Annotated in this window: 21 protein-coding genes and 1 pseudogene; 11 read left to right on the plus strand and 11 right to left on the minus strand. The window is 70.3% G+C overall.

Translation table 11 applies throughout. The features are described 5' to 3' along the window. Window positions 1–35: 35 nt before the first annotated feature. The 3 genes from ACFLIM_RS09385 to ACFLIM_RS09395 all read left to right on the plus strand — a co-directional run bounded on the left by ACFLIM_RS09385 (window position 36) and on the right by ACFLIM_RS09395 (window position 4,698). Window positions 36–2,798, plus strand: coding sequence for a glycoside hydrolase family 3 C-terminal domain-containing protein (locus ACFLIM_RS09385; RefSeq protein WP_393164419.1), 2,763 nt, complete (start codon window positions 36–38; stop codon window positions 2,796–2,798). Beyond that, the gene (locus ACFLIM_RS09390) at window positions 2,795–3,799 is read left to right on the plus strand and encodes a LacI family DNA-binding transcriptional regulator (RefSeq protein ID WP_393164068.1); all 1,005 of its coding nucleotides are present in this window, start codon (window positions 2,795–2,797) and stop codon (window positions 3,797–3,799) included. The genes ACFLIM_RS09385 and ACFLIM_RS09390 overlap by 4 nt, the downstream gene beginning before the upstream one ends. 167 nt (window positions 3,800–3,966) lie before the next feature. Continuing rightward, window positions 3,967–4,698 (plus strand): GvpL/GvpF family gas vesicle protein, encoded by a 732-nt coding sequence (locus tag ACFLIM_RS09395; protein ID WP_393164069.1) that lies wholly within the window; start codon window positions 3,967–3,969, stop codon window positions 4,696–4,698. 138 nt (window positions 4,699–4,836) lie between these two features. On the opposite strand, the gene ACFLIM_RS09400 is transcribed toward ACFLIM_RS09395, so the two are convergent. Together ACFLIM_RS09400 and ACFLIM_RS09405 are read right to left on the minus strand one after the other, a co-directional pair. Continuing rightward, on the minus strand, window positions 4,837–5,391 hold the full coding sequence (locus ACFLIM_RS09400) for a GNAT family N-acetyltransferase (RefSeq protein WP_393164070.1): 555 nt from the start codon (window positions 5,389–5,391) through the stop codon (window positions 4,837–4,839). A gap of 181 nt (window positions 5,392–5,572) precedes the next feature. Then, window positions 5,573–5,884 carry an STAS domain-containing protein gene (locus ACFLIM_RS09405; protein ID WP_393164071.1) on the minus strand — a complete coding sequence of 104 codons (312 nt, stop codon included), beginning with the start codon at window positions 5,882–5,884 and terminating at the stop codon, window positions 5,573–5,575. A gap of 557 nt (window positions 5,885–6,441) precedes the next feature. Here ACFLIM_RS09405 and ACFLIM_RS09410 point away from each other — a divergent pair. Continuing rightward, complete coding sequence (locus ACFLIM_RS09410) at window positions 6,442–6,648, plus strand: cold-shock protein (RefSeq protein WP_349453914.1); 207 nt, start codon at window positions 6,442–6,444, stop codon at window positions 6,646–6,648. A gap of 37 nt (window positions 6,649–6,685) precedes the next feature. Here the strand turns inward: ACFLIM_RS09410 and ACFLIM_RS09415 are convergent, their stop codons facing one another. Together ACFLIM_RS09415 and ACFLIM_RS09420 are read right to left on the minus strand one after the other, a co-directional pair. Continuing rightward, entirely contained in the window at window positions 6,686–7,042 is a 357-nt protein-coding gene (locus ACFLIM_RS09415; RefSeq protein WP_393164434.1) for a hypothetical protein, read from the minus strand. Beyond that, the gene (locus ACFLIM_RS09420) at window positions 6,984–7,514 is read right to left on the minus strand and encodes an AAA family ATPase (RefSeq protein ID WP_393164072.1); all 531 of its coding nucleotides are present in this window, start codon (window positions 7,512–7,514) and stop codon (window positions 6,984–6,986) included. Before ACFLIM_RS09420 ends, ACFLIM_RS09415 begins: the two co-directional genes overlap by 59 nt. A 295-nt stretch (window positions 7,515–7,809) precedes the next feature. Here ACFLIM_RS09420 and ACFLIM_RS09425 point away from each other — a divergent pair. The 3 genes and pseudogenes from ACFLIM_RS09425 to ACFLIM_RS09435 form a co-directional block, all read left to right on the plus strand. Next, a pseudogene (locus ACFLIM_RS09425) lies at window positions 7,810–7,896 on the plus strand (IS5/IS1182 family transposase); the annotation flags it as partial. 237 nt (window positions 7,897–8,133) lie between these two features. Then, complete coding sequence (locus tag ACFLIM_RS09430) at window positions 8,134–8,934, plus strand: glycosyltransferase (protein ID WP_393164420.1); 801 nt, start codon at window positions 8,134–8,136, stop codon at window positions 8,932–8,934. A gap of 43 nt (window positions 8,935–8,977) precedes the next feature. Further along, a complete protein-coding gene (locus ACFLIM_RS09435) occupies window positions 8,978–9,646 on the plus strand; it encodes a YdcF family protein (RefSeq protein ID WP_393164073.1) in 669 nt (222 codons plus the stop codon). Window positions 9,647–9,839: 193 nt separating this feature from the next. On the opposite strand, the gene ACFLIM_RS09440 is transcribed toward ACFLIM_RS09435, so the two are convergent. The 3 genes from ACFLIM_RS09440 to ACFLIM_RS09450 form a co-directional block, all read right to left on the minus strand. Further along, entirely contained in the window at window positions 9,840–11,210 is a 1,371-nt protein-coding gene (locus ACFLIM_RS09440) for a hypothetical protein (RefSeq protein WP_393164074.1), read from the minus strand. A 232-nt stretch (window positions 11,211–11,442) separates the two neighbouring features. After that, window positions 11,443–13,191 carry an acetyl/propionyl/methylcrotonyl-CoA carboxylase subunit alpha gene (locus tag ACFLIM_RS09445; protein WP_393164075.1) on the minus strand — a complete coding sequence of 583 codons (1,749 nt, stop codon included), beginning with the start codon at window positions 13,189–13,191 and terminating at the stop codon, window positions 11,443–11,445. Between the two features lie 23 nt (window positions 13,192–13,214). Beyond that, window positions 13,215–13,934: an SDR family NAD(P)-dependent oxidoreductase gene (locus tag ACFLIM_RS09450; RefSeq protein ID WP_393164076.1), complete on the minus strand. Its 720-nt coding sequence runs from the start codon at window positions 13,932–13,934 to the stop codon at window positions 13,215–13,217. A gap of 125 nt (window positions 13,935–14,059) precedes the next feature. Here ACFLIM_RS09450 and ACFLIM_RS09455 point away from each other — a divergent pair, with 125 nt between their 5' ends. The 3 genes from ACFLIM_RS09455 (at window position 14,060) to ACFLIM_RS09465 (ending at window position 17,686) form a co-directional block, all read left to right on the plus strand. Further along, a complete protein-coding gene (locus ACFLIM_RS09455) occupies window positions 14,060–14,332 on the plus strand; it encodes a WXG100 family type VII secretion target (protein WP_165960088.1) in 273 nt (90 codons plus the stop codon). Between the two features lie 83 nt (window positions 14,333–14,415). Continuing rightward, window positions 14,416–15,561 (plus strand): type VII secretion-associated serine protease mycosin, encoded by a 1,146-nt coding sequence (gene mycP / locus ACFLIM_RS09460; RefSeq protein WP_393164077.1) that lies wholly within the window; start codon window positions 14,416–14,418, stop codon window positions 15,559–15,561. Between the two features lie 91 nt (window positions 15,562–15,652). Beyond that, complete coding sequence (locus ACFLIM_RS09465; protein ID WP_393164078.1) at window positions 15,653–17,686, plus strand: protein kinase domain-containing protein; 2,034 nt, start codon at window positions 15,653–15,655, stop codon at window positions 17,684–17,686. A gap of 3 nt (window positions 17,687–17,689) precedes the next feature. Here ACFLIM_RS09465 and ACFLIM_RS09470 read toward each other — a convergent pair whose 3' ends face one another. Genes ACFLIM_RS09470 through eccCa form a run of 3 tightly spaced genes read right to left on the minus strand, consistent with a single transcriptional unit; the run spans window position 17,690 to window position 23,029 of the window. Further along, complete coding sequence (locus ACFLIM_RS09470; RefSeq protein ID WP_393164079.1) at window positions 17,690–18,766, minus strand: transglycosylase SLT domain-containing protein; 1,077 nt, start codon at window positions 18,764–18,766, stop codon at window positions 17,690–17,692. Continuing rightward, a complete protein-coding gene (locus ACFLIM_RS09475; protein ID WP_393164080.1) occupies window positions 18,763–19,047 on the minus strand; it encodes a hypothetical protein in 285 nt (94 codons plus the stop codon). Before ACFLIM_RS09475 ends, ACFLIM_RS09470 begins: the two co-directional genes overlap by 4 nt. Window position 19,048: 1 nt before the next feature. Further along, window positions 19,049–23,029 carry a type VII secretion protein EccCa gene (gene eccCa, locus ACFLIM_RS09480; RefSeq protein ID WP_393164081.1) on the minus strand — a complete coding sequence of 1,327 codons (3,981 nt, stop codon included), beginning with the start codon at window positions 23,027–23,029 and terminating at the stop codon, window positions 19,049–19,051. A 102-nt stretch (window positions 23,030–23,131) separates the two neighbouring features. Between eccCa and eccD the strand changes: the two genes are divergently transcribed. After that, window positions 23,132–24,568, plus strand: coding sequence for a type VII secretion integral membrane protein EccD (gene eccD, locus ACFLIM_RS09485; protein ID WP_393164082.1), 1,437 nt, complete (start codon window positions 23,132–23,134; stop codon window positions 24,566–24,568). Here the strand turns inward: eccD and ACFLIM_RS09490 are convergent. Then, window positions 24,565–24,993, minus strand: a complete 429-nt coding sequence (locus tag ACFLIM_RS09490) for a YbaB/EbfC family nucleoid-associated protein (protein WP_393164084.1) — start codon at window positions 24,991–24,993, stop codon at window positions 24,565–24,567. The genes eccD and ACFLIM_RS09490 overlap by 4 nt on opposite strands. Between the last annotated feature and the right edge of the window lie 113 nt (window positions 24,994–25,106).

Raw genomic sequence — 25,106 nt, forward strand, 5'->3', positions numbered from 1 at the left:
CGTCGAAGCGCTTCGACACTCTCAGAGGGATGACCATGCACGAACCCTTCCGCGACCCATCGGTCCCGCTGCCCGACCGGATCGACGACCTGATGCGCAGGCTCAGTCTCGACGAGAAGGTGGGCCTGCTGCACCAGTACCAGGCCCCGGTCGAGCGGCTGGGACTCGGCGCGTTCCGTACGGGCACCGAGGCGCTGCACGGCCTGGCCTGGCTCGGCCCGGCCACGGTGTTCCCGCAGGCCGTGGGCCTGGCCACGACCTGGGAACCCGACCTCGTACGCCGGGTGGGCGAGGCGACCGGTGACGAGGTGCTGGCCTTCCACCACAAGGACCCGGCCGGCGCGGGGCGCAACGTGTGGGCCCCCGTGGTGAACCCGCTGCGCGACCCTCGCTGGGGCCGCAACGAGGAGGGTTACTCCGAAGATCCGTGGCTGACCGGCGTCATGGCCACCGCCTACGCGCGGGGGCTTCGTGGGAGCGCTCCCGAAACTTTCAAGACCGCGCCCACGCTCAAACACTTCCTGGCCTACAACAACGAGACGGACCGCTGCACGACGTCGAGCAACCTGCCGCCCCGGGTGTTGCGCGAGTACGAGCTGCCCGCCTTCAGGCCGGCCATCGAGCAGGGCGCGGCGGTGGCCGTGATGCCGTCGTACAACCTGGTCAACGGCCGTCCCGCGCACCTCAGTCCGCTGATCGGGCAGGTCCTGCGGGACTGGGCGCCGGACGACCTGCTGGTGGTCAGCGACGCGTACGCGCCGGGCAACCTCACCGGCCCGCAGGGGTACCACGACACGCTGCCCGAGGCTTACGCGCACGCGGTCAAGGCCGGGATCGACAGCTTCACCCAGGACGACGACCGCTCGGAGGCGACTCTGGGGCACCTCCACACGGCGCTCGATCTGGGCCTGCTGGCCGAGGAGGACGTCGACAGGGCTGTGCGGCACACGTTGTCGATCAGGTTCAGGCTGGGCGAGTTCGACCGGGCGACGCCGTACGAGGACATCACCGACAGCGTGGTCAACTGCCCCGAGCACCAGGCGCTGGCCAGGGAGGCGGCGCGGCGCTCGTTCGTGCTGCTGCGGAACGACGGGCTGCTGCCGCTGGCCGGCGCGCCGAAGGTCGCGGTGCTCGGGCAGCTTGGCGACCTGCTGATGGAGGACTGGTACAGCGGCACCCTGCCCTACGCCGTCACCGCCCGCACCGGGCTGGCCGAGCGGTGCGAGACCGTGTTCTGCGAGGCCGTGGACCGGGTGACGCTGACCTCCGACGCTGGAGCCGTGACCGCCGATCCCGCGGGCGGGCCGCTGCGCGTGGGGGCGTTCGAGGTGGGCTCGTTCGACCTGCTTGACTGGGGTGGCGGCGCCTACGCGCTGCGGGCCGTGGCGACCGGGCGGTTCGTGTCGGTGGACGGCGTCACGCTGGTGAACGACCAGCCGGGGCCGAACGGGTGGGAGGTGCGGCAGACGTTCCGCATGGAGGAGCGCCCACGCGGCACCCTCGCTCTGCGCCACATCTCGACGGGCTGTTACGTCGGCGCGGGTGAGGACGGCGTGTTGCGCCTGGTGGACGACGCCGACCAGGCCGTGTGGCTGGCCATGGACGTGGTCAGGAGCGGCACCGAGCAGGCGGCCCGCCTGGCCGCCGCCGCGGACGTGGCGGTCGTGGTGGTCGGCGACCACCCTCTCGTGAACGGCCGCGAGACCGAGGACCGCATGACCCTGGCCCTCGCGCCCGCCCAGGACGCCGTGATCAGGGCCGTGCGCAAGGCGAACCCGCGCACCGTCCTGGTGATCACCAGCGGCTACCCGCTGACCTGGACCGACGACGAGGTCCCCGCCGTGTTGTGGTCGGCGCACGGCGGCCAGGAATACGGCCACGCCCTGGCCGAGGTGCTCTTCGGCGACGCCGACCCCGAGGGCCGCCTCACCCAGACCTGGTACCGCTCCGAGCAGGAGCTGCCCGACCTCCTCGACTACGACATCATCGCCTCCGACGCCACGTACCTGTATTTCCGGGGCGTCCCGCTGCACCCGTTCGGCCACGGCCTCAGCTACACGACCTTCGAGTACGCGGACCTGCGCGTGCACCTGGACGGCGACCTGGTCAGAGCCGAGGCCACGGTGACGAACACCGGCATGCGGCCGGGCGTCGAAGTCGTCCAGTTCTACACCCACCAGCAACGCTCGCGGGTCAAGCAGCCGCTGCGCCGCCTGCGCGGGTTCGAGAAGGTACGCCTCGCGCCCGGCGAGAGCCGTACCGTCGCCCTGGCGTTGCCCGTCTCCGAGCTGGCGTTCTGGGACGTGACGCGGAGCAGGTTCGTGGTGGAGAGCGCGCCGCACCGGATCATGGTCGGCCGCAGCGCCACCGACGTGCGCCTGAGCGCCCGCTTCGAGATCGCGGGCGAGACCATCCCGCCCCAGTCGGGGCTGCTGCGCGCGGCCGACCACGACGAGTACGACGCGGTCACGTTCGTGGACGAGACCAAGGTGGACGGCGACGCCATCCGGTCCGACGCGGAAGGCGCCTGGATCCTGTTCCGGCAGGTGGACCTCACCGGTAGCGCGCAATGCGTGGCGACGGCGGGCAGCGCGGAAGGCGGCATGATCACCATCCGCCGCGGCGACCCCCTCTACGGCCAGGCGCTGGCCACCTTCCCCGTGCCCAGGACCGGCCGTTACACCTATCAAGACATCACGGCATCCCTTGCGGCTGTGGACGGGGTGCACGATCTTTATGTGGTGTTCGAGAACGACGGGGTGACGCTGGCCCGGATCGACTTCGGAGCCGGGGCTTGAGCGGGCGCGCGGTCACGATCGCCGAGGTCGCCAAGCACGCGGGCGTGGCCGTCAGCACGGTCTCCTACGTGCTCAGCGGCAAGCGTACGATCTCGGCCGGCACCAGGCGGCGGGTGCTCGACAGCATCTCGGCGCTCGGCTACCACCCGAACGCCGGCGCCCGCGCCCTGGCCAGCAAACGTTCCAACGTGATCGCGCTGGTGCTGCCGCTGCGGGCGGGCATGCACGTGCCCGTGCTGATGCGCTTCGCCAGCGCCGTCGTCACCGCCGCCCGCCGCTTCGACCACGACGTGCTGCTGCTGACCGCCGACGAGGGCACGCAGGGCATCCGGCGGGTGGCCGCGAGCGCGCTGGTGGACGCGCTGGTCCTCATGGACGTCGAACTCGACGATCAGCGGGTGCCGCTGCTGCGCGAGCTGGCCGAGCCGAGCGTGCTCATCGGCTTCCCCGCCTCGCCGGCCGGGCTGACGTGCGTGGACCTGGACTTCGCCGCCGCGGGCGCGCGCTGCGTGGAGCACCTGGCCGAGCGCGGTCACGAGGAGATCGCCCTGCTCGGGGCCCCTTCCGTGGTGTACGAGCGGGGGACCGGCTTCGCCAAGCGGACCCGTGAGGGATTCGTGGCGGCGCTGGACTCCCACGGGCTCGCGGGGGTGGCGCTGCCGTGCGAGGAGACGTTCGACGAGGTGTACGAGACCGTCCGCGACCTGCTCCTCGACCGGCCAGGGCTGTCAGGTCTGGTCGTGCACAACGAGGCGGCGGTCGGCCACGTGCTGGCGGCGCTGCGCCAGCTCGACCGGCGGGTGCCGCACGACGTGGCCGTGGTGGCGATCTGTCCCGACGACGTGGCCGACCGGGCCGGCCCGCCCCTCACCTCGGTGCTGATCCCCGCGGAGGAGGTGGGCAGGGAGGCGGTCCGCCTGGTCATGGACAAGTTGGAAGGCCGGGCCGTCCCCGACTCCACCCTCCTCACCCCCCTCCTGGCGGTCCGCGCCAGCACCTGACCCCAAACACCGCCGAGCCCCAAGTTTGCGCAGGTCATCAGGCACAGGCGTCAAGTATGGGGACTTTTCCGTCGTATGCAGTTCTGTGCCGGTTTCCCTGGGCAGGCTCGCGGAGGTCGAGAGGGGAAGCCTTATGAGCACGGCTGCGCAACCGGCGGAGGACCTGGATGTCTGACTCCGGCACGTACCTGTACGCGGTCGCGGGCGATTCGATCCCCCTGGGGCTGACCGGTGTGTCCGGGATGGCCGTACGCACGATCTCCTGCGCCGGCCTCGTCGCCTACGTGAGCACCGTGCCCTTGGCCGAGTTCGGCGAGGAGCCCCTGCGCCGCTCCCTGGAGGACCTGGACTGGCTGGCGGAGACGGCCAGGGCCCATCACCGCGTGGTGGAGGCCGTGGCCGGGGCCCCGGTGGCCCCGGTGCGGCTGGTCACGGTGTACGGGGACGACGACCAGGTACGCGAGCTGCTGAACCGCCGCAGGGCCGACTTCCTGGCGGTGCTCTCCCACGTCACGGGGCGCCGGGAGTGGGGCGTCAAGGCGTACGCGGGACAGGCGGCGGGACCGACGGCGTCCCCCGTGAACGGAAGCGGCGGCCGGGCGGCCCCGGCGAGCCTGCGCGGCCGGGAGCGAGCCCGCCACCAGGCTGTCACCTGGGCGGACCACATCCACGCCGCTCTGTCGTCCGTCGCCGCCGGGAGCCGCCGCCACCGCGCCCAGGACCCCCGGCTGTCCGGCCGCGACGAGTGGATGTTGCTGAACGGCGCGTACCTCGTCGACGAGGGCCGCGACGAGGAGTTCGCCGCCACGGTCGAGGCCCTCGGCGGAAAGGGCGTGGACGTACGCCTCACCGGCCCTTGGGCGCCCTACTCCTTCACGGTGCTGGAAGCCGCGACCTGACCCAGCGGACCTGAACCTCGACCTCGGCCCCTCAGCGCCGATATCCGGTGACCCCAACGGGCACACCGGACTCCACAGCCCGGATAACCGATTCGGCACCTTCGGGCCCGGACCCGCCGTACAACTCGAACTCCCAGTTCAAGGGCACAGAGACCCCTGGGACCGGTTCATCTCGACGGTGACGGCCCAGCGCTCGTGGTCCCTCCATGCCCCGTCGATGAACTGGAAGTTGCTCGAATAGCCCTCTCGCCGGAAGCCGACGCGTTTGATCAGGCTCAGGGAGGGCGCGTTCGCCGGCTGGATGTTCGCTTCGATGCGGTGCAGCCCCAGCTCACCGAAGGCGTACGGGACGAGCAGCCCGAGCCCTTCGGTCATGTATCCGCGACCGGTCGTGGAGGCGTAGGCGCAGTAGCCGAGGGTTCCGGCCTGGTGGCTGCCCCGGACGATGTTGTTGATGTTCGCGCGGCCCACGATCGCATCGGTGTCCAGCCGGCAGATGACGAAGCCTTCGTTCGCCGGCTCGTCGAAGCGCGCGACGTACGCCTCGAAGGCTTCGTCGGTGGTGACGGGCCCGCCGGGCATCCACTGACCGAGCAGTTCGGCGCTTTCCCGGTTCAGGGCCAGGAATTCCGTGCGATCCCGCCGATCGATGCGGCGAATTCCGGTACGAGTCCCCCGGGCAAGGTAGATCATTCGCGGGATCGTACTCAAAACGGCCACGACGCACACCGCCACGCGCGCCCGTCCCACTCGACGAGGAACGGCACCGCGTGCGGGAGACGCGCCCTCCAAACCTGTGCCCGCCCCTTGCCGGTCAGGTTCGCGGGGGCGGCGGTCTGTGCTGTGACGTTCTCCGACACTCATGGTGCCAGGGTCAGGCCACCACCCTGATGGCCCGGCTCAGGCCGGTGACGTGCAGCAGGCTGACCATGTACGGGCTGGGCGCCGTCAGGGCGAACGTGATGCCCATCGATCTGGCCCGGCGTTGCACGCCCACCAGCACGGCCAGCCCGGAGACGTCGCAGAACACCAGGCCGGACACGTCCAGGACGAGCGGCCCGCGGCTGGAGTCCAGAGCGTTCAGCAACTGCTCGCGCAGAGCCCTGCTGGTGAAGATGTCGATCTCGCCGGACGGGCGGACGGTGGTCACGGTTTTGCTGGGAGTCGAGGCGTCGAGGATGGTCATGCGGTGCTCCGATCCAGCGAAGAAAGCCACTCAGACCGCGTCGGTCTATGGATTTGACCTGGGAGAATCGCAGCGGCGCTGACACTCGGCGACTTGAGGCGGGAACGGAACGTCGGCATCATGTTTGCCCGGCCTGTCAGGCCCCAGCAGGGCCGAAGCGTTATATCGCCGCGGGCGACGCCAGCCCAAATGCCAACGCACGAGATGTCCTCGGTACTTTTCACCCTACCTTGCCGTATCCGTCACCGCCCCTCGGCCGTCACGTGAACCATCCACAACCGTCGCGTGAACCGTGCCGTATTTCGCCGGAAACCGGGGGCGCCAGCCCGGCATCGCCCGCGTCCGTCTGGTGAACCGGCAGCACCATGTGGCCGACGCGTGTGCTACGTTGTGGAGTGTTGCACTTGTGGTACCCATAAAGACTTTGCGCGCATCTGACTGAGTCGGATTCTTCAGGTGCGTTTTTCTTTACCGGTCATCTCCGGATGGGCTTATCGCGGCGCACATGGGATTCGCACAGGGTGAATTCCCTATGCACGTATCTAGAGGAGATCGGCATGGCAACCGGAACCGTGAAGTGGTTCAACTCGGAAAAGGGCTTCGGCTTCATCGCGCAGGACGGCGGCGGCGCCGACGTCTTCGCGCACTACTCCAACATCGTCTCCAACGGCGGCTACCGTGAGCTGACCGAGGGCCAGAAGGTGTCCTTCGACATCGTCCAGGGCCAGAAGGGCCCGCAGGCGGAGAACATCGTCCCCGCCTGACACCGCACACGGAGCTCGCCACTGGGCGAGCAGCGCGTCACCGTCCTCGTTGACGGTCCCGTCGGGCGGCTTGTCGGCCACATCGTTGGCCGCGAGCCGCCCGACGCAAATCAGGCGGGCAGGCTCCAGCCCCCATCTTCTCCGCCGAAGGCGCACCGAGCTGGGCGACGAACAGCCCGGTCCAGTCGTCGAGCAGGTTCGGATCGATCGCGCTGTCGCGCTCCTCGCCCACCCCGATCAGGTACGACGACCGCAGCGGCCGGGCATGCGGGCGAGCGAACATGAACGCCACATCGTCGGCCAGGAACCGCCCGCTGGCACTGCCGTCGCCGTGATCAACTGCGCGAGCCAGTTGATGGCGATCTAAGGCGGCCAAGAGTCTGAACCAGAGCACTGAACGATTCCTCCGGGGTTTGCCCGGCGGTGTCGATGATGATGTGCTCCCGGTTCCAGGGCTCGTATTCGCGGTCGATGACCTGCCGCCAGTCGGGCGGTCGCAGATCGGGAATGTCGATTGTTCGCGAGGTCACGCGCCGCTGGTGTTCAACGGGGTCGGAGCAGGTCACTTCCACCTCGACCACCGGTACGTCCGCCTTGGCTCCGACTTCTCGCCAGGCGTCACGGGTGATCGCCAAGGGGTTCACCGACTCCGCGATCACGGTCAGCCGTTGGCGCAGGTGCTCTTCGGCCAGGGCGTAACCGACGATGTAGCCGACGGGGCCGAGGGGTTGTCGAGCCAGGCCCGAGCGGACGATCGCCTGTTCGATGGTGTCGATTCGCAGGTGAACCGCGCCGATGTGCGTGGCCAGGGGGCGCGCGAGCGTCGTCTTGCCCGTTGCGGGAAGGCCGCCGATGACGATGAGCATGCATCTCATGTTGCCTGATGCTGAGAAGACCGACGGGCAAGCTCAACTCGCTCACCCATCAGAAAGCGTCATGGGTGATTTATCGCCAAGCTCTGATGATCATGTCATGTACGGCCTGCGCATCGGGGTCCGCCTGGTCCATCCAACCGACAAGAACTCAGCCACCGGTCGGAGGAAGACGCGCAATAACCACAGCTTTCGCGCTAACAGCTCGTTTCAAAATGAGCGGTGCATCGGTTGGTGACGGCAGAGCTGCCTGAAAAGATCGACTGTGTGGGAACGCGTAACCCCCCGGGTCGTGGAGCGCGCCTTCGCCTGGCTACCCGCGTTCAAGCGTCCGCGCACCCGCTACGAACGCCGCGCCGACGTCCACCTCGGGCTGCCACCGCAGACTCGTTATGAAACGAGTTCTTGGCCCAGCGCTCAAATGCACGCCAGCTTCGTCCCACTTTCAACGTATAGCGGAGAGGGGGACTTGCCGCAAGGCCCCGGTGTTGGCCCAGAATACGGGGCCGTGAGCCGAAGCGGCCCGAGGCAAACGGAGCCGGATGCGTACGCGGCCTCACATTCACGATGCGGTCGGTCGACCGTAGCCGAAGCCGTTGCAGGAGGAGTTTTTATGCGCGTGCTGCTGTCCACAATCGGGTCGCGTGGCGATGTCCAGCCGGTGGTGGCGCTGGCGTCGGAGTTGAGGACTCTCGGTCAGGAAGTCCGCGTGTGCGCGCCCCCCGACTTCCGTGACTGGATCGAAAGCCTCGGGATCCCCTTCGTGCCCATCGGAGCCGAGGTGCGCCAGACCGCGTCAGCCAGCCCACGAGCCGCGCGGCCCACGCCGGAGCAACTGCGTCAGCTGACGGAAGCCACGGTCGCCACCCAGTTCGCCACGATCCCGGCGGCAGCCCAAGGTTGCGACGTCATCGTGGGAGCTACAGCCCTGCAGATCGCCGCTCGCTCGATAGCCGAGCAGATGGGGATCCCCTACGTCTACGCGAGTTACTGCCCGATAGCCCTGCCATCCCCCCACCACGCACCACCCCCAGTGTCAGTGTGGAGGCCGGCGAACGAAACGGCCGACAATCGCACGCTCTGGGCCGAGGACGCACGACGCTGGAACGACACCTGGGGCGCCGCTCTCAACTCCCATCGGTCATCAGCCGGCTTGGCCCCGGTCGCTGACGTGCGAAGCCACATCTTCACCGACCGCCCCTGGCTGGCCGCCGACCCGGTGTTGGGGCCCTGGCCTGAGCCTGCGGACCCGCCCGTCGTACCGACCGCCGACTCGCTGGCCACGGCTCTCAGCCACGCTCTCCAGCCTGATGTCGCGGACCGTGCCCAGATCATCGCCGCCGCGATGCGCACTGACGGGGCCAGGACCGCCGCGCAACGCTTGCTGGCCCCGGACTCCCAGAAATCAACCTGAGGAAGTGTCATTCTTCTGCCATGGCGATCAAGGGGGTAGCCGAGTGAGTGTCAAGCAACAGGTCATCACCGATGAGCAGTGGCGGCACGCCCGTACGATCTGGGACTACCTCCACATGCACCACCGGGTACGCCGGTGCGACGCGGCCATCGGCCTGGGCAGCCACGACCTGGGCGTGGCGACCGCTGCGGCCGAGTTGTACCACGCCGGCTGGTTCCCGCTGCTCGTCTTCTCCGGCGGCACCACCCGTACCACCGCCGCACGCTTCCCCCGGGGCGAAGCCGTCCACTACCGGGAACGAGCCCTGGAGCTCGGCGTGCCCGATGAGGCGATCTTGATTGAGCCGAACGCGACCAACACCGGACAGAACATCAGCCTGTCGCGGCAAGTCCTGGCCGACGCGGGGATCCGGCCCGCTTCAGTGTTGCTGGTCTCCAAGCCGTATGTGGAACGCCGGGCCTACGCCACCGCGCGGAAGGTGTGGCCCGAGGTCGAGGTGACGTGCGCGTCCGAGTCGGTGGAACTCGACGACTACGCCGACTCGATCGGCAATCCGAAGCTGGTCATCGACATGCTCGTGGGCGACCTGCAGCGCGTGATCGAGTACCCCAAGCTCGGCTACGCCATCGAGCAGACCGTCCCAGGGCAGGTTCGTGACGCCTACCAGGTGCTTCTCCACTCCGGGTTCGACAGCAGGCTCCTCACGCCCTGACCCGCCGCAGAGCTCTCACGCCCGGCCATCGGGGACAGATTCCAGGCCGGGTACGTCCTTCACCTCGGTAGGACGAATCTCCCCTCGGGCGATCGCATCTACTTCTCGCCGCTGTCAGACGGCTATACGCGCGAAGCGCTCCCTGCGGAGGCACATCCTTGTGGCCTCCGCGGGAGCGCTCCTGGTTGTGGATTTACCAGTCGCCGCCGCCGAAATCTCCGCCGCCGAAGTCGCCGCCGCCGCCGAAGTCGCCCCAGCCGCCGCCGTCTCCGCCGCCGCCGCCGAAGTCGCCCCCGCCGTCCTGGTAGCCCTCCGCGTAGCCGGCGCCGTAGCCGCCGTAGCCGAAGCCGCCGCCGAGCATGCTGCCCATCATGGTGCCGATGAACATGCCGGTCATGATGTCGCCGAAGCCGCCGTAGTAGCCGTACGCGTACGGCTGGTACGCCGGGCCCGCGTCGTAGTACGGGCGGCGCTGGCCGTCCACCATGACCTCGCGCATCTGCGGGTCGAAGCCGCGCTCCACGGCCTCCGCGTCCATCTTGCAGGCGGGCACGTCGCGGACCGCGCCACCGGGCGGGGCCCAGCGGACGTCACGGATCGAGGGGCCGTGCTGCGGGTTGAAGAAGCAGGGGGCCCGCCGCTCGGGAACCGGGTCGTTGTGGACCTTGGCCTTCACCACGGCCAGTGAGTAGCGGCCGTCCTCAAGGGTCTGGGTGACCTCGCGGACCTGGTCGGCGCGCTGCACGGTGGCCAGCTGGGTCTTGGCCTTCTCGTAGGAGTCGAGCGCCGTCTGCCACTCGTCGATGTGCTTGCCGCCGTCGCCGGCGAGCGTCACGTCGGTGTCGAGCGCGGTGATCTCCTCGCCGAGCTTGGTGACGTCCTCGTCCACGGTCTGCTTGACCGCGGCCAGGTCCTTCGCCTCCTGGATGGCGCGCTTCTTCTTCCTGTTGCTGGAGTAGAGGAAGTAGCCACCGCCGCCGACCACCACGAGCGCGCCCAGGGCGATCAGCGCGGCCGTGCCGCCCGCGCCCGGGTTGGCCTGGCTGCCGGGGTCGAGCGCCGTGCGCTTGCCCGCCACGGCCATGTCGACGCGGTTGGCGAAGTCCTTCATCCCGGCCGTGACGTCGCCCGGGTTGGCATTGACCGCGAGGCGAGACAACTCGGCTGCGAGACCGTCCCGGCGGATGGAGGTCGAAGCCGCGTACAGCGTTGTGCCGTCCAATACGGCCATCGTGGCCGAGGGGGCGCTCGCGGCGACCATCGCCGAGTTGAGCTGGGTCATGTAGGCCGCAATGGTGGAGTTGCTCACCGTGCCGTCGGGGAGCGCCACAGCGTAGATCTTGCTGTCGGCCCCCTCCAGGGCGTCACGGATCTCACTCTGCTGGTCCGACGTCAGCGGGGAGCCGGACTCTACGTACAGCGGGTCCTTCTTCCAGTTGGACACCACCGAGTTAGCGTCAGGTGGAGCCGCCGCGTTGGCGGCAGGGGACAGCGCAAGAACGACGATTAGACCGGCGATCAGAGCCGCGATCGCGGCCCCTGCTCGGCGCAGCGAATGGGTCATTGGCAGCAAGCCTCCTTCGCCCATGAGGACGAACGGGCGATCGGCAAAGTTCCTCACTGCGCACGTTACCTGTCGGGGATCGGACGGGCGCGTACTGTGACCGAAGAACCTGGGCGGTAAATGCCCCTGGAATGCCCCTTCCTGGTGCGGCTGGAGGAAGATCCAGAGGCGGTGCCGGTCAAGCTGAGGTATCAGGTACGCACCTCGCCGTAGACCAAAAGATCCGGGTACGTCAGCTGTCCTTGATCTCGCAGATCGTCGCGCCCGAGGTCACCGTCTGCCCGACCGCCGCCGTCAACCCCGTGATCGTCCCCGCCTTGTGCGCGGTCAGCGGCTGCTCCATCTTCATGGCCTCCAGCACCACCACCGTGTCACCCTCGTTTACGACATCCCCGTCCGAGGCCACGACCTTGACGATCGTCCCCTGCATGGGACTGACGAGCGCGTCCCCGCCGGCCAACGACTTCTTCGAGCCGCCGCTGCCGCCACGCCGGGACGTCTTGTTCGCGGTGGGCGTAGCGGAGGACGTACCGAGACCGGCGGGGAGGACCACCTCCAGGCGCTTGCCGCCGACCTCGACGGTCACCGTCTCACGTGTCGCGGCCTCGCCGGAGGCGAGGTCCCCGGAGTATGGCGCGACCGGGTTGTCCCATTCGGTCTCGATCCACCGTGTGTGCACGGTGAACGGCGACGAGACGAAGGCGGGATCGGCGACGACCGCCCGGTGGAACGGCAGCACGGTCGGCATGCCGGAGATCTCGAACTCCGCCAGCGCCCGCCGCGACCGCTCCAGCGCCTCCTGCCGGGTGCGCCCGGTCACGATCAGCTTCGCCACCAGCGAGTCGAACGTCTGCGGCACCGTCATCCCCGCCTCGTAACCGGCGTCGACCCGCACGCCAGGCCCGGAAGGGGCGCGCATGACGGTCAATGTGCCGGGGGCGGGCAGGAAGTTGCGGCCCGCGTCCTCGGCGTTGATCCGGAACTCGATCGAGTGCCCGCGCAACACCGGGTCGCCGTAGTCCAGCGTCTCCCCGTCGGCGATCCTGAACATCTCCCGCACCAGGTCGATCCCCGACACCTCCTCGGTGACCGGGTGCTCGACCTGCAGGCGCGTGTTCACTTCGAGGAAGGAGACCGTCCCGTCCTGCCCGACCAGGAACTCGCAGGTCCCCGCCCCGACGTAGCCGGCCTCCTTCAGGATGGCCTTCGAGCTGGCGTAGAGGATCTCGACCTGCTCCTCCGACAGGAACGGCGCGGGCGCCTCCTCCACCAGCTTCTGGTGGCGGCGCTGGAGCGAGCAGTCGCGGGTGCTCACCACGACCACGTTGCCCGCGTGGTCGGCCAGGCACTGCGTCTCGACGTGGCGCGGCCGGTCGAGGTAGCGCTCGACGAAGCACTCGCCGCGCCCGAACGACGCGACCGCCTCGCGCACGGCCGACTCGTACAGCTCGGCGACCTCCTCCAGCCGGCGCGCGACCTTGATGCCGCGCCCGCCGCCGCCGTACGCGGCCTTGATCGCGATCGGCAGCCCGTGCTCCTCCGCGAACGCCACGACCTCGGAAACGCCCCCCACCGGGTCCTTGGTGCCCGCGACCAGCGGCGCGCCGACCTTCTGCGCGATGTGCCTGGCCTGCACCTTGTCACCGAGCGCCGCGATCGCGGCCGGCGGCGGGCCGATCCAGACGAGGCCGGCGTCGATGACGGCCTGGGCGAAGGCGGCGTTCTCGGCGAGGAAGCCGTACCCGGGATGAACGGCGTCCGCTCCGGCCCGCCGCGCGACGTCGAGTAGCTTGCCCATGTCGAGGTAGGTCTCGGCGGGGGACTGGCCGCCCAGCGCGTACGCCTCGTCGGCCACCTTGGCGTGCAGGGCGTCGAGGTCCTGGTCGGCGTAGACGGCCACGCTGCCGATCCCGGCGTCTTTGCACGCGCGGGCCACCCGCACGGCGATCTCGCCGCGATTGGCGATCAGAACCTTCCGCACCGACCTCGTCCTTCCTGAGATTTTCAGCGACCCAGGTACGCGCCGCCGTTCACGTGAACCACCTGCCCGGTGACGTGCCTGGCTCCCGCGGAGGCCAGAAAGAGAACGGTATCCGCCACGTCATTGGGAGTGCCAGGGCGGCCGTTGCGGGTGTTCTGCACGCGGGCCCTGATTCCGTCCTCCGTCAGGCGGCCGCGGAAGAACTCGGTGTCCACGACGAGGCCGGGGGAGACGACGTTCGCGGTGATGCCTTTGGGGCCCAGCTCGGCGGCCAGGTCGGCGGTCCAGGACTCCATGGCGGCCTTGGCGGCGCCGTACGAGCCCGAGCCCGTGCCCCGTGCGGCGATCGAGCCGATCGAGACGACCCGGCCGCCCTTGCCCATGCGCGGCGCCAGCGCGGTCGTGACGAGCACGGCCGACATCAGGTTGGCGTTGAGGTTGGCCCACCACGCCTCGGCGACGTCCATCAGCTCGCCGGACTGCCTGCGGTCCAGGTTGGTGTTGCCGCCCGCGTTGTTGACCAGCACGTCCACATGCGGCGGCAGCCCGTCGAGCGCCTCTTTCACGGCGACGGGGCTGGCGGCGTTGAAGGCCGTGTACGCCGCCCCGAGCTTCGCGGCGGCCTCCTTCAGCACGTTCTCGCGGCGGCCGGTGATGGTCACGTGGTCGCCGAGCGAGACGAACGCCGCGGCGACCGCGTAGCCGATCCCGGTGCCGCCGCCGGTCACCACAACCTCGCGCATGGCAGAACAGCTCCCGATAAAGCCGAACAATCCTCGGGTAGACCATAGCCGCTCGGCATAACCCGGACGACGGCCGGGCGCCCCCCTTAGGGTGAGGGCGCTTTCACATGGTCCAGGAGGTATGCATGAGCCAGAGTATGCTCGGCGGCGACCCCGCGGAAATGCAGCAGATGTCCACCCAGTTCACCCAGCAGTCCGAGGCGGTGCGCACCACGATGACCGCGCTCGACCGCGAGGCGGCCAAGGTCGGCACCGCGTGGACGGGGCCGGGAGCGCAGCGTTTCCAACAGGCTTGGCAGAACTACCGTACGGCCTTCCAGCGCATGACCGAGGAGCTCCAGGAAGCCTCGCGGGTCATCGGCACCTACCGGCAGAACATCGAGTCCGCCACGAAATGAGCAACGGACGGGGCCCTGGCAAGGACGCCGGGGCTTCCATCCGTTGAATCACTGCCAACCACGGCAAGCTACGCTTCTTCGCCATGATTGGTCGCGCCCTCGTGGCGAGCTCGCTGGCCCTTCACCTGGCGGCCGCGCCGGCGTTGGCGCAGGCCCCCGCACGATGCGAGCCGAAGAGGGCCAGCCCCGCGATCGCGGAGAGCTGGGCCCAGCGGCGGCTGAACCTCCAGAGCGTATGGCACCTCACCAGGGGTGAAGGCGTCACCGTGGCCGTCATCGACAGCGGCGTGGACGAGACGCATCCGCAGCTCCGCCTCGCCGGCAAGGCCGACCTGTCCGGCACCGGCTACCGCGACTGCGTCGGCCACGGTACGGCGGTCGCCGGCATCATCGCCGGCCAGCCACGCGATGGCGTTCCCTTCTACGGCGTCGCGCCGGGGGTCAGGCTCCTGTCGATCAAGGAGTCCAATGACACGCGGGGCGAGGTGTCCGTGCTGGCCAAGGCCATCCAGACCGCCGCCGACGAGGGCGCCGACGTGATCAACGTCTCCATCCAGGCGTTCGACCAGCCCGACCTCAAGGCGGCCGTCAACTACGCGCTGGGCAGGGACGTGGTGATCGTGGCCGCCGCGGGCAACCAGGAGAAGGACGACGGCACGTCCACCCCCTGGTATCCCGCCGCGTACGACGGCGTGCTCGCGGTGGGCTCGGCGACGCCCGAAGGCGGGCGCTCGACGTTCTCCAGCCCGAACGCCGTCGCCGTGCTCGCCCCCGGGCAGGATCTCAGCTCGACGTGGACCGGCCGGGGCTACCAGAGCAAGCTGGAGGGCACGAGCTACGCGGCGCCGTACGTGGCGGGCGTGGCCGCCCTCGTCCGCTCCCGCTTCCCCAAGCTCAACCAGCTCCAGGTACGCCGGCGCATCGCGCTGACCGCGGACGGCGCCTCCGGCAAGGGCACCGGGGCGGGCATGGTCAACCCGCTCCTGGCGGTCACCATGGTGCTGCCGTCCGAGCAGGTGGCCGTCGCGCCGCCGGTGCCGCCCCCGTTGCCCGCCTCGGCCGTGCGCAAGGCCGTTCCCCCTGACCAGCGTTCCATCGACGTGGCGACGATCGTCGCGGCCGGTGGGTTGTCGCTGGCCGGAGTGGTGATCGCGGCCTGGATCCTCGTGCCGATGGGGCGTAGGCGCGGCTGGAGACCCGGATCAGCTCAGGCGCCAATTGACGGTTAATTGTCAGAGTGAGCAACCGAAACTACTGATGCGTATGGGGCTTATTTGGTTAAATATCCCTCGATCATGAGGGATTCCTGGAAGGACGGTCATGGCGGACACGGAGCCTGAGCGGATCGGCGGCCACGAGATCGTGGACCGGCTCGGCGAGGGACCGCGTGGCGTCGTCCACCTGGGCCAGGAGTCCGAGGGCGCGGCTCGCGTGGCCATCAAGACGCTGCCCGGCACCGACCCCGAGTTCGTGGCCAGGCTCAAGCGCGTCGCGAAGGTCTCCAGCTCGTACGTGGCCCGCACGCTCGACGCGGGCACCGAGAACGGCCTGTCGTACGTGGTCAGGGAGCACGTCGAGGGCCGCTCGCTGGCCCAGGCGGTGGCCGAGGACGGCCCGCTGACCGGCGACGCGCTGGACCGGTTGGCCGTGGGGATGCTGACCGCGCTGACCGCGGTCCACCTCGCCGGGTTCGCGCACCGCGGCCTCACCCCGTCGAACGTGATCCTCACCGGCGAAGGGCTCAGGGTCACCGACATCGAGATCGGGGACCCGGCGGGCGAGGTCGGCTACCGGGCGCCCGAGCAGATCAACGGCCTGCAGTACGGCCCGTACGCGGACGTGTTCGCCTGGGCCGCGACCGTGGTGTTCGCGGGCACCGGCCGCGCGCCGTTCGGGCACGACGCCCAGGCGGTGCTGAACGCGGAGCCCGAGGTGGGTGAGCTGCCCGAGCCGCTGCGGCAGGTCGTGCTCGCCGCGCTGGCCAAGGACGTGGCGGGGCGGCCGACGACGTATACGGCCCTGCTGCGGCTGCTCGGCGACGACAACGCGCCGATGCCCGCGGCGCCGATCGAGGGCGTGCCGGTGCCGCCGCCCACGCTGATCGGCGGTCAGCCGGTCCCGGCGGCCGAGGCGCCACCGGCGATCCTGCCCATCCAGTTGTCCATCGAAGGTGCGCGGCAGCCCCAGGCGCCGCTGCCCCAAGGACCGATGGTCCCGATGCAGCCCGGGCCGATGGACCAAGGCCCCATGCACCCAGGTCCCATGCAGGGTCCTGCCGGCCAAGGTCCCGTGCACCAGGGCACGATCGGCCAGGGTCCCGTGGAACAGGGGCCCGTGCAGCCCGTACCCGCTCCTCAGACCTGGGGACCCCCGCAGGGGCACCCGCAGCAGGGTTGGACGCCTCCCGTCGTGCCCAGGCAGGGCGACGGACAGGCGCGCAAGCCGTTCCCGATCGGCCTCGTGGCGGGTGTGACCGCGGTCGTGCTGCTGTCCGGCCTGGGCCTGTGGGGCGCGAGCCAGTACTCCTCCAACGTCACCTTCGCCCCCGCCGCCGCGGCCACCAAGCAGGCGCAGCCGGGTGACGCCTCCGCCGACCAGGGATCGGTGACCGGCGCGCCCACGCAGCCGCAGGCCGAGGTGACCGCGCCGTGGGCGACGACGCCCAGCCCCGACGACAGCGGCGTGGGCCCGATGTTGCTCCCGAGCGACGGCCCCACGGGAACGCCCGAGGTCCCGGTGCTCACGTCGGTGCCGACGCCGGCGCCGATCGCGACCCAGCCGGTCGTCCCCACGGTGACCGCGCAGCCGACCCGGACGGCGAGCTCGAAGCCCACCAAGACGGCCAAGCCGAAGGCCACCGTGACCAAGACGGTGCAGCCCAGCAAGACCCCGACCCAGAGTCCCACTCCGACGAAGAAGCCGACGCAGGAGCCAGAGCCGACCCCCACGAAGACGACCCAGAAGCCCGCGCCGACGAAGACCACGCAGAAGCCGGCGCCCACGAAGTCGTCCGCACCGGTGGCGAAGAAGAACCCCTACACCGCGACCCAGGTGTGCGGAGGCGGCTTCAGCGTCCAGCGGCAGAGCTCGTTCAGCGGCGGGACCACGTACCAGCTCTGGAACAACGGCACCGGGCAGAACTGCGTGGTCACCATCAAGTCGGGCACCGACGTCGGCAAGGCCACTCCGATGAGCGCCACGCTGGAGGTGCAGGGCGGCGGGAGCCAGACCGACTCGGGCAACTTCGAGTACTACGCGGGTCCGGTCAAACTGTCCGCCAAGGGCAAGTGCGTGCGCTACTCCGGCAGCTCGGGCTCGGGCAGCACCAGTGCCGGCTGGGGCAACTGCGGCTAGGGTTCAGTAACCGCGGTAGCCGGATCCGGTCTTCATGCCCACGACCCCCGGCACCGCGGACACAGAGCCGTAGCGTTCGACGGCGTAGCGCACGCCCGCGACGATGTTGTCCACAGGGTTGTAGACGTCCTTGTGACCGGCCAGCGAATAGGCGTTGAAGGTCGGGTCGATGGTCTGCATCAGGCCCTTCGACGGGTGGCCCGCGGCGGCGTTGGAGTCCCACAGGTTGATCGCGTTCGGGTTGCCGCCCGACTCGTGCTGGATGATCATCCAGATGTCGTCGGGGTTCATCTTGTCGACCGGATAACCGTGCTCGCGCAGGATCGCGATGGCCTGCTCGATCCACTCCTTGACCCGGCCGGAGGGCGCGGGACCGCCGCCCGCCGGAGGCAGGCCGCTGGGGCCGTACCCGCCGACCACCATGGGGCTGCCGCCGGGGCCGCCGGCGGCGGTCTGCGCGGTGTAGCTCTCCGTGCGCCGCCAGTCGAGCGTGTGCCCGGGCCCCGGCACGAACGTCTGCTCCCCGGCCAGATGGATCTGCGCGAACCTGGTCCGCCGCTCCCGCATGAAGGTGGCGATGGCGTCCTTGGCGCCCGTGACGGCCTCCTTGGCGTCGCGCACCGGCCTGCGGGCGTTCTCGGTCTCCTCGCCAACCATGCGGCCGATCTCCCGGTCGCGCTCGTCCTGCGTGGCGTCGGGGTTGTCGTTCTGGTACATGTCCACCCGGGTCAGCAGCCGGTCGCAGATGCCGTCCACCCGGCCCTGGGAGGACTCCAGGACGGTGGCGGCGTTGTCCAGCGACGTGGCGCAGCTGGTCAGCGCGTCGTGCAGGTCCTGCCCGGCCCTGCCGTAGCCCGCCATGTAGGTCACGAACGCGTTCGCCGACTCGCCTTCCCAGGCCAGGTCCACGGTGGCCACGGCGGAGGCGAGGGAGCCGGTGTTGCCGAGGACCTTGTTCGCGGCCGTGCGCCAGCGCGTGGCGAGGTCGCGGATGGCGGACGGGCTGCCGGTGACCTGGTCGGCCATGGTCGCCAGCTCCGAGCCGCCGGGCAGCTCGCGGAGGCCTTCCGGGGCGCTCATGAGGGGCCGTTCGCTCTTCGCACGTTGTCCTGGACCAGGTCGAGCGCGCGTTCGACGCTCTCCATGAGGCTCTTGGCCTTGCCGAACTCGTTGTCGGCCGTCGTCTCCACTGAGCGGACGGCGTCCGCGAGGGCCGAGGAGTCGCCCAGCCTGCCGAAGATGGTCGAGTCGGGCCGGTCGGCGGGGTAGTCGTCGGCGAGGTCGCCGAACTTGCCCTTCAGCGTCTTCGCCGACGTGCGGCAGTCGTCCAGCGCGTCGAAGTGGATGTCCAGTCCAGCCATCTCAGTCCTCCGCCGGTGGCCAGAACGCCGTCTGCGACAACCGCGAGCCGAACCTTCTGTCCACGATGAAGCCGCGTCCCGGTGGTTGCGGCTGCGCCCGTACGTTGCCGAACAGGAAGCCCTCGTCCTTGCTGCCCGAGAGGATCACGGCCGGGCTGGCCATGTCCTTGATCCGCTGGATCACCGGGTCGAACATGGCCCGGCCCAGGCCGCCCATCGCCCGCGACATGACCAGATGCAGCCCGATGTCGCGGGCCTGCGGCAGCAGCTCGACCAGCGGCAGCAGCGGGTTGTTCGAGGTGGCCACCAGGTCGTAGTCGTCGACCACGAAGTACAGGTCGGAGCCCTTCCACCAGTCGCGCGCCCGCAGCTGCTCGGGCGTGAGGTCGGCCGGCGGCAGGCGTTTGAGCAGCGCGCTGCGGGCGTCCTTGACCAGTTCGAGCGCCGCCGAGCTGGAGGCCGCGTAGCCGATGCGGTGCTCGCTGACGGCCGTGTCCAGCAGCGAGCGGCGGTAGTCGATCACGATCACCATGGCCTCGCGCGGCGTGTACCTGGCCACCACGTTCTCGGCGATGACCTTCAGCATGTTGGACTTGCCGCTCTCGGTGTCGCCCACGACGACGAAGTGCGGATCGGCGTCGAAGTCGATCAGCACGGGCGAGAGCGTGGCCTCGTCCACGGCGATCGCGATGCGGCTCCTGCCGGTCTCCTCGGCCGTGGGCAGCGAGGCGGCGGGCAGCACCGACGGCAGCAGCCGGACGCGCTTGGCGGGCGGTCCCTGCCAGGAGTCCCTGACCGCGGTCACCAGCGCCTGCACGCCCGTGGCCAGGTCCTCGGCGTCCTGCACGCCGTCGATCCTGGGCAGCGCGGCCAGGAAGTGCAGCCCGTCCCTGGTCAGGCCGCGCCCCGGCACGCCTTCCGGCACGGCCAGGGACTTCTTCCTGTTGATCTCGGACTCGTACGCGTCGCCGAGCTTGAGCTCCACCCTCGTGCCGAACAGGTCGCGGATGCCGGGCCGGAACTCCGACCACTTGTTCGTCGCGGCCACCACGTGAATGCCGTAACCTAGGCCGCGCGCCGCCAGGTCGGTGATGACCGGCTCCAGGGCCTCGAAGTCCTGCCTGATCGTCAGCCAGCCGTCGACCACGAGGAAGATGTCGCCCCAGCCGTCACCCTGGAGCGAGCCGTCGGCCACCCGCCTGCGGTAGGTGACCATGGAGTCGACGCCGCTCTCGGTGAACTCCCGCTCGCGTTGCTGCAGCACGGTCGCGATCTCGGCCACCGTACGGCGTACCCGGTCGCCGTCGAGCCTGCTGGCCACGCCGCCGACGTGCGGCAGCCCCTCCAGCGACGACAGCGCGCCGCCGCCGAAGTCCAGGCAGTAGAACTGCACCTCGCGCGGCGAGTGCGTGAGCGCCATGCTGGCGACCAGCGTGCGCAGCACCGTGCTCTTGCCGCTCTGCGGCCCGCCCGCCACGCCCACGTGCCCCGCCGACCCGGACAGATCCAGCCAGTACGGGTCCCGCCGCTGCTCGAAGGGCCGGTCGATGAGCCCCACCACGGCCTGCAACCGGCCGCGCCCCGGCCAGCCGGGAGTCGTCAGGCCGAGCTCGGGCGTGATCGACAGCGGCGGCAGCAGGTGCGCCAGCGTCGGCGGCTCGGCCAGCGGCGGCAACCAGATGCGGTGCGCGGCGGGCCCCTGCCCGGCCAGGCGGCCCACGACGATGTCGAGCAGGCTCTGCCGCGACTTGCTCTCGTCCTGCGGCGTGTTCGGCTCCAGCGGCTCGTCGACGAGCGGCACGGGCACGAACTCGGGCCCGTACTCCACGACCTCCCTGATCGGCACCGTGCCGTCGCTCGCGGCCACGCGCAGGGGGTCGGCCTGGTGCACGCCCGACACGTACGCGGCCTTGAACCTGGTCATCCCCGAGGTGTCGAACTTCAGGTACCCGTTGCCGGGCGCCGAGGGCAGCTCGTAGGCGTCGGCCACGCCCAGCACGACCCGGCTCTCCATGGCCGAGAACGTCCGCAGGCCGATCCGGTACGACAGGTGCGTGTCCAGCCCGCGCAGCCGCCCCTCCTCCAGCCGCTGCGAGGCCAGCAGCAGGTGCACGCCGAGCGAGCGACCGAGCCGCCCGATCATCACGAACAGGTCGATGAACTCCGGCTTGGCCGTCAGCAGCTCGCTGAACTCGTCGAGGACCACGAACAACGTCGGCATCGGCCGCAGGTTCGCCCCCTGCTCGCGGGCGCGCTCGTAGTCGCGCAGCGAGGCGTAGTTGCCGGCCGAGCGGAGCAGCTCCTGCCTGCGTACCATCTCGCCGTGCAGGGCGTCGTGCATGCGGTCGACCAGCGGCAGCTCGTCCTCCAGGTTCGTGATGACCGCGGAGACGTGCGCGAGGCCGTCCAGGCCGAGGAACGTCGCGCCGCCCTTGAAGTCGACGAGCACGAAGTTGAGGATCTCCGAGGAGTGCGTGACCGCCAGGCCCAGCACCAGCGTGCGCAGCAGCTCGCTCTTGCCCGAGCCGGTCGCGCCGATGACCAGCCCGTGCGGCCCCATTCCGCCCTGCGCGGACTCCTTGATGTCCAGCTCGACCAGCCGCCCGTCGGCGCCGAGGCCGATCGGGACGCGCAACCGATTCCGGCCCGCGCGGGGGCGCCAGGTCTGCGCGGTGTCCAGTCTCGTAGGGTCGCCGACGCCGAGCAGGTCGGTCAGGGTCGTGTTCGTGGCCAGCACGTCCTGCGACTCGCCGCCCTTGGCCGTCGAGGCGCGCAGCGGCGCGAGCTGCCGGGCCAGCCCCTCGGCCCGCAGGTAGTCGAGCGCGTCGGGGTCGCCGAGCCGGTTCGTGCTCTCCTTGCCCGCGTGGTCCAGCTTGACCATGTGGAACCCGTCGGGCTTGATCCGCAGCCGCAACGTGCTGCGCTCCTCGACCACGCCGGCCGAGTTCGACAGGTCGATGACGGTCACGCCCTCGATGGCGTCCGCGCCGAGCTGGGAGTCCTGCGGCACGTGCCCGCCGTCCAGGATGAGCACGTGGTACGGCAGCGCGGCCGATCCCGCCCCCGGCTTGAACCGCGCCCGCTCCTTCAGCTCCCCGCCGACCAGCCGGTCGAGCTGGGCCAGGTTCTCGGCCATGAGCCTGACCTGCCCGGCGCCATCGGTCTCCTCGGGGTGCAGCGCGTGCGGCAGCCACTTGACCCACTCCCAGTGGCCCATCCACTCCTTGCTCGCGCACACCATGATCCGCATGTCGTCCGGCGAGTGGAAGACCGTCATCTGCGCCACCATCGCCCGGACCAGGTCGCGGACCATGGCCCGGTCCCCGTCCAGCTTGATCCGGGCGAACGAGTGCAGCGCCACGGCCACCGGCAATTGCGAGACCGTCGAATGCGTGCGGATGAACCTGCGCAGCGCTCCCGCCGACAACGCGTCCAGGTCCTCGACCGGCTTGGAGTCCGGCGGGATGAGCTGGACGGCCAGCTTCTGGATGCCGGTGCCCAGGCGTACGGTGCTGAAGTCCTCGTCGCGGGGGCGGCGCTCCCACAGGCGGGGGCCCATGGCGGCCCACCAGAGCGTGTCGGGGGCCGGGCCGCTCCATTCGAGGGCCTCGCGCTGCTGGATCGCCGCCTTGCGCACCCGCTTGCGGATCTGGGCGAGGTAACGGAAGTAGTCGCGCCTGGCGCCGTTCAGCCGGTGCCTGCGCTCGCCCGCCTGGCGGCCCATCTGGCCGACCGTCATGCCGACCATGGAGAACGCGAACAGGCCGCTGGCGACGTACATGATGGGGTTGGAATTGCCGCCGGAGGTGAACATCAGGCCCATCGCGGCCGCTCCCGCCACCATCGGCAGCCACGTGAGCACCGCCATCATGCCCTGTGACTGCACCTCGGGGATCTCCGGCGGCGACTCCAGCAGGATCTCGCCGCGCGGCGGCTTCGGGCTGGGTCGGCGCTCGGGACGCCTTACGACGACGATGCTCACCCTTTGACAGGCCCTTCTGATGCTCTGGAAGAACCTTCTTACCAGATGTGCCTTACGTCCGAGTTGAGGTCCTAGTTAACTCCTTCTCGCTATGTTGTGCCTGTGACATCGCTGGCTGAGATCCCGCCCACGCAGCAGGGCGCGTTGCACCAGATGCCCGCTCCACTCCCGCCGCTGTGCCACGTCACGGTGGTCGGGCCGCATAGGAAGGCGGACCTGGCGCTGCCCGCCGACATTCCGCTGCCGCACGTGCTGCCGGGGCTGCTGCGGGCCCTGGGCGAGCTGGGCGGCGAGACGGCGTCGGCCCCCGGCTGGACGCTGCAGCGGCTCGGCGGGGCGCCCTTCGACCTCGGGCAGAGCCTGGGCGCGCTGGGCGTGCTCGACGGGGAGATCCTCTACCTGCGGCCACGCTCGGTGTCGCTGCCGCCCGCCAGGTTCGACGACGTGGCCGACGTGGTGGCCACCGGAATTCGCGAAGGCAGGGGCAAGTGGGAGGCCGGGCACACGCGCATGCTGGGCGGCGGGGCGGCCTGCGGGCTGCTCGTCGCGGGCACGGTGGCGCTGGCGTTCGGCGGGCTGGCCCCGCTCGTCACCGCGATCGTGGCCGCCGCGCTGGCGTTGCTGCTGGTCGGGGTGGGGATGGCCGTCTCCAGGGCGGTCGGCGACTCCGGCGCGGGCGCCATGGTCGGCTACGCCGCGCTGCCGTACGCGTTCCTGGCCGGGCTGCTCGCCCCGGCGGCGGGCGGCGGGCTGGCGGCCGTGGGGCCGCCGCAGCTGCTCGGGGCGCTGGCCTGCACCGCGCTGGTGGCCACGATCGGCGGCACCGCCATCGCCGACGGCGTGCCCGCCTTCCTCGGCACGGCCATCGCCTCCATGGTGGGAGCCGTGGGCGCGGCCGTGGCCATGGTGAGCGGGGCGCCCGCGGCGGGTGTGGCGGCGGTCTGCGCGGCCGTCGTGATGGCGCTCAGTCCGCTCATCCCCGTGTTGTCGTTCCGGCTGGCCAGGGTGCCGCTGCCGTCGATGCCCACCAACGCCGAGGAGCTGCGTAGCGACAACCAGCAGCTCGACAGCGTCTCCGTGCTGGAGCGCACGGGAGCCGCGCAGCGGTACGCGACCGGCATGATCATCGGGATCTCGCTGGTCGGGATCGGGACGCACGCGCTGCTCGTGACCGAGGGCCGGTGGATCTCGGTGGCCATGTCCGTGGTGTTGTCGCTCACCCAGCTCATGCGGGCGCGGGTGTTCCAGGGGGTCGGGCAGCGGCTCTGGCTGCTGCTGGCGGGGCTGGGCGGGCTGGCCGCCGTGGCCGTCGAGATCGGGATCGTCGTCGGCGGGGTGGCCTCGGTGGCCGTGGTGCTCGGGCTGCTGTGGACCGCGATGGTGGTCGTCGGCATGGGGGTGTGGCTGCCCACCGGGAGGCCCTCGCCGTTCTGGGGGCGGGCGGCCGACATCGTGGAGTGGTTGCTGATCGTGGCGCTGGTGCCGGTGGCGCTCGGGGTGCTGGACGTGTACGCCTGGGTACGCGGGCTGGCCGGCTAGTCGCCTGACTGGGCGCGGCGCCGGATGGTCTCCATGCCGGCGATCCGGTCGTTCAGCTGCCTGGAGAAGGAGTCCTGCAGGTCCTGGAACTGGCGGCTGACCGCCTCGAAGGACAGGCCGCCGTAGGAGGGCTGGGGGATCAGGTCCAGGGCCTTGCGCGCCTGGTCGTCCTGGGCGGCGCGGACCGCCTGGAGGATCTCCTCGGTCAGCTCGTCCAGCTCCATCCGGCCGGCCCTCGCCCCGAGTCGCAGGTCGTCGAGCCTGCCGTCGGCGTCCACCCGGGCGGTGACCGTGCCGCTGCGGCTCTCGCCCTCGCCGATGACCGTGCGCAGCTCGTCCATCGCGCCGGCCAGCTCGCGGATCGAGCGTTCGCTCTCCTGCAGGACGCGGTCGAGGTCGTCGGGGTCGAAGCCGGTGGAATCCATGGCAGCACGCCACCGCTCGCAGGTTAACGCTCGGGGAGCGAAATCTGTCGGATTGCTGAAGTGATCAAAAAAATCCCGGTATGAATCCTGAAATGGGGGCAAATCGCCGCAAG

The sequence above is a fragment of the Nonomuraea marmarensis genome (assembly GCF_043197025.1).
Lineage (GTDB): Bacteria > Actinomycetota > Actinomycetes > Streptosporangiales > Streptosporangiaceae > Nonomuraea > Nonomuraea marmarensis.

What these genes read in the sequence shown, in the direction of transcription:
- ACFLIM_RS09385 (WP_393164419.1), top strand. Translation starts at nt 36, where the DNA reads ATGCACGAACCCTTCCGCGACCCATCGGTCCCGCTGCCCGACCGGATC.
- ACFLIM_RS09395 (WP_393164069.1), top strand. Translation starts at nt 3,967, where the DNA reads ATGTCTGACTCCGGCACGTACCTGTACGCGGTCGCGGGCGATTCGATC.
- ACFLIM_RS09400 (WP_393164070.1), bottom strand. Translation starts at nt 5,391, where the DNA reads ATGATCTACCTTGCCCGGGGGACTCGTACCGGAATTCGCCGCATCGAT.
- ACFLIM_RS09405 (WP_393164071.1), bottom strand. Translation starts at nt 5,884, where the DNA reads ATGACCATCCTCGACGCCTCGACTCCCAGCAAAACCGTGACCACCGTC.
- ACFLIM_RS09410 (WP_349453914.1), top strand. Translation starts at nt 6,442, where the DNA reads ATGGCAACCGGAACCGTGAAGTGGTTCAACTCGGAAAAGGGCTTCGGC.
- ACFLIM_RS09420 (WP_393164072.1), bottom strand. Translation starts at nt 7,514, where the DNA reads ATGCTCATCGTCATCGGCGGCCTTCCCGCAACGGGCAAGACGACGCTC.
- ACFLIM_RS09430 (WP_393164420.1), top strand. Translation starts at nt 8,134, where the DNA reads ATGCGCGTGCTGCTGTCCACAATCGGGTCGCGTGGCGATGTCCAGCCG.
- ACFLIM_RS09440 (WP_393164074.1), bottom strand. Translation starts at nt 11,210, where the DNA reads ATGACCCATTCGCTGCGCCGAGCAGGGGCCGCGATCGCGGCTCTGATC.
- ACFLIM_RS09450 (WP_393164076.1), bottom strand. Translation starts at nt 13,934, where the DNA reads ATGCGCGAGGTTGTGGTGACCGGCGGCGGCACCGGGATCGGCTACGCG.
- ACFLIM_RS09455 (WP_165960088.1), top strand. Translation starts at nt 14,060, where the DNA reads ATGAGCCAGAGTATGCTCGGCGGCGACCCCGCGGAAATGCAGCAGATG.
- mycP (WP_393164077.1), top strand. Translation starts at nt 14,416, where the DNA reads ATGATTGGTCGCGCCCTCGTGGCGAGCTCGCTGGCCCTTCACCTGGCG.
- ACFLIM_RS09465 (WP_393164078.1), top strand. Translation starts at nt 15,653, where the DNA reads ATGGCGGACACGGAGCCTGAGCGGATCGGCGGCCACGAGATCGTGGAC.
- ACFLIM_RS09470 (WP_393164079.1), bottom strand. Translation starts at nt 18,766, where the DNA reads ATGAGCGCCCCGGAAGGCCTCCGCGAGCTGCCCGGCGGCTCGGAGCTG.
- ACFLIM_RS09475 (WP_393164080.1), bottom strand. Translation starts at nt 19,047, where the DNA reads ATGGCTGGACTGGACATCCACTTCGACGCGCTGGACGACTGCCGCACG.
- ACFLIM_RS09490 (WP_393164084.1), bottom strand. Translation starts at nt 24,993, where the DNA reads ATGGATTCCACCGGCTTCGACCCCGACGACCTCGACCGCGTCCTGCAG.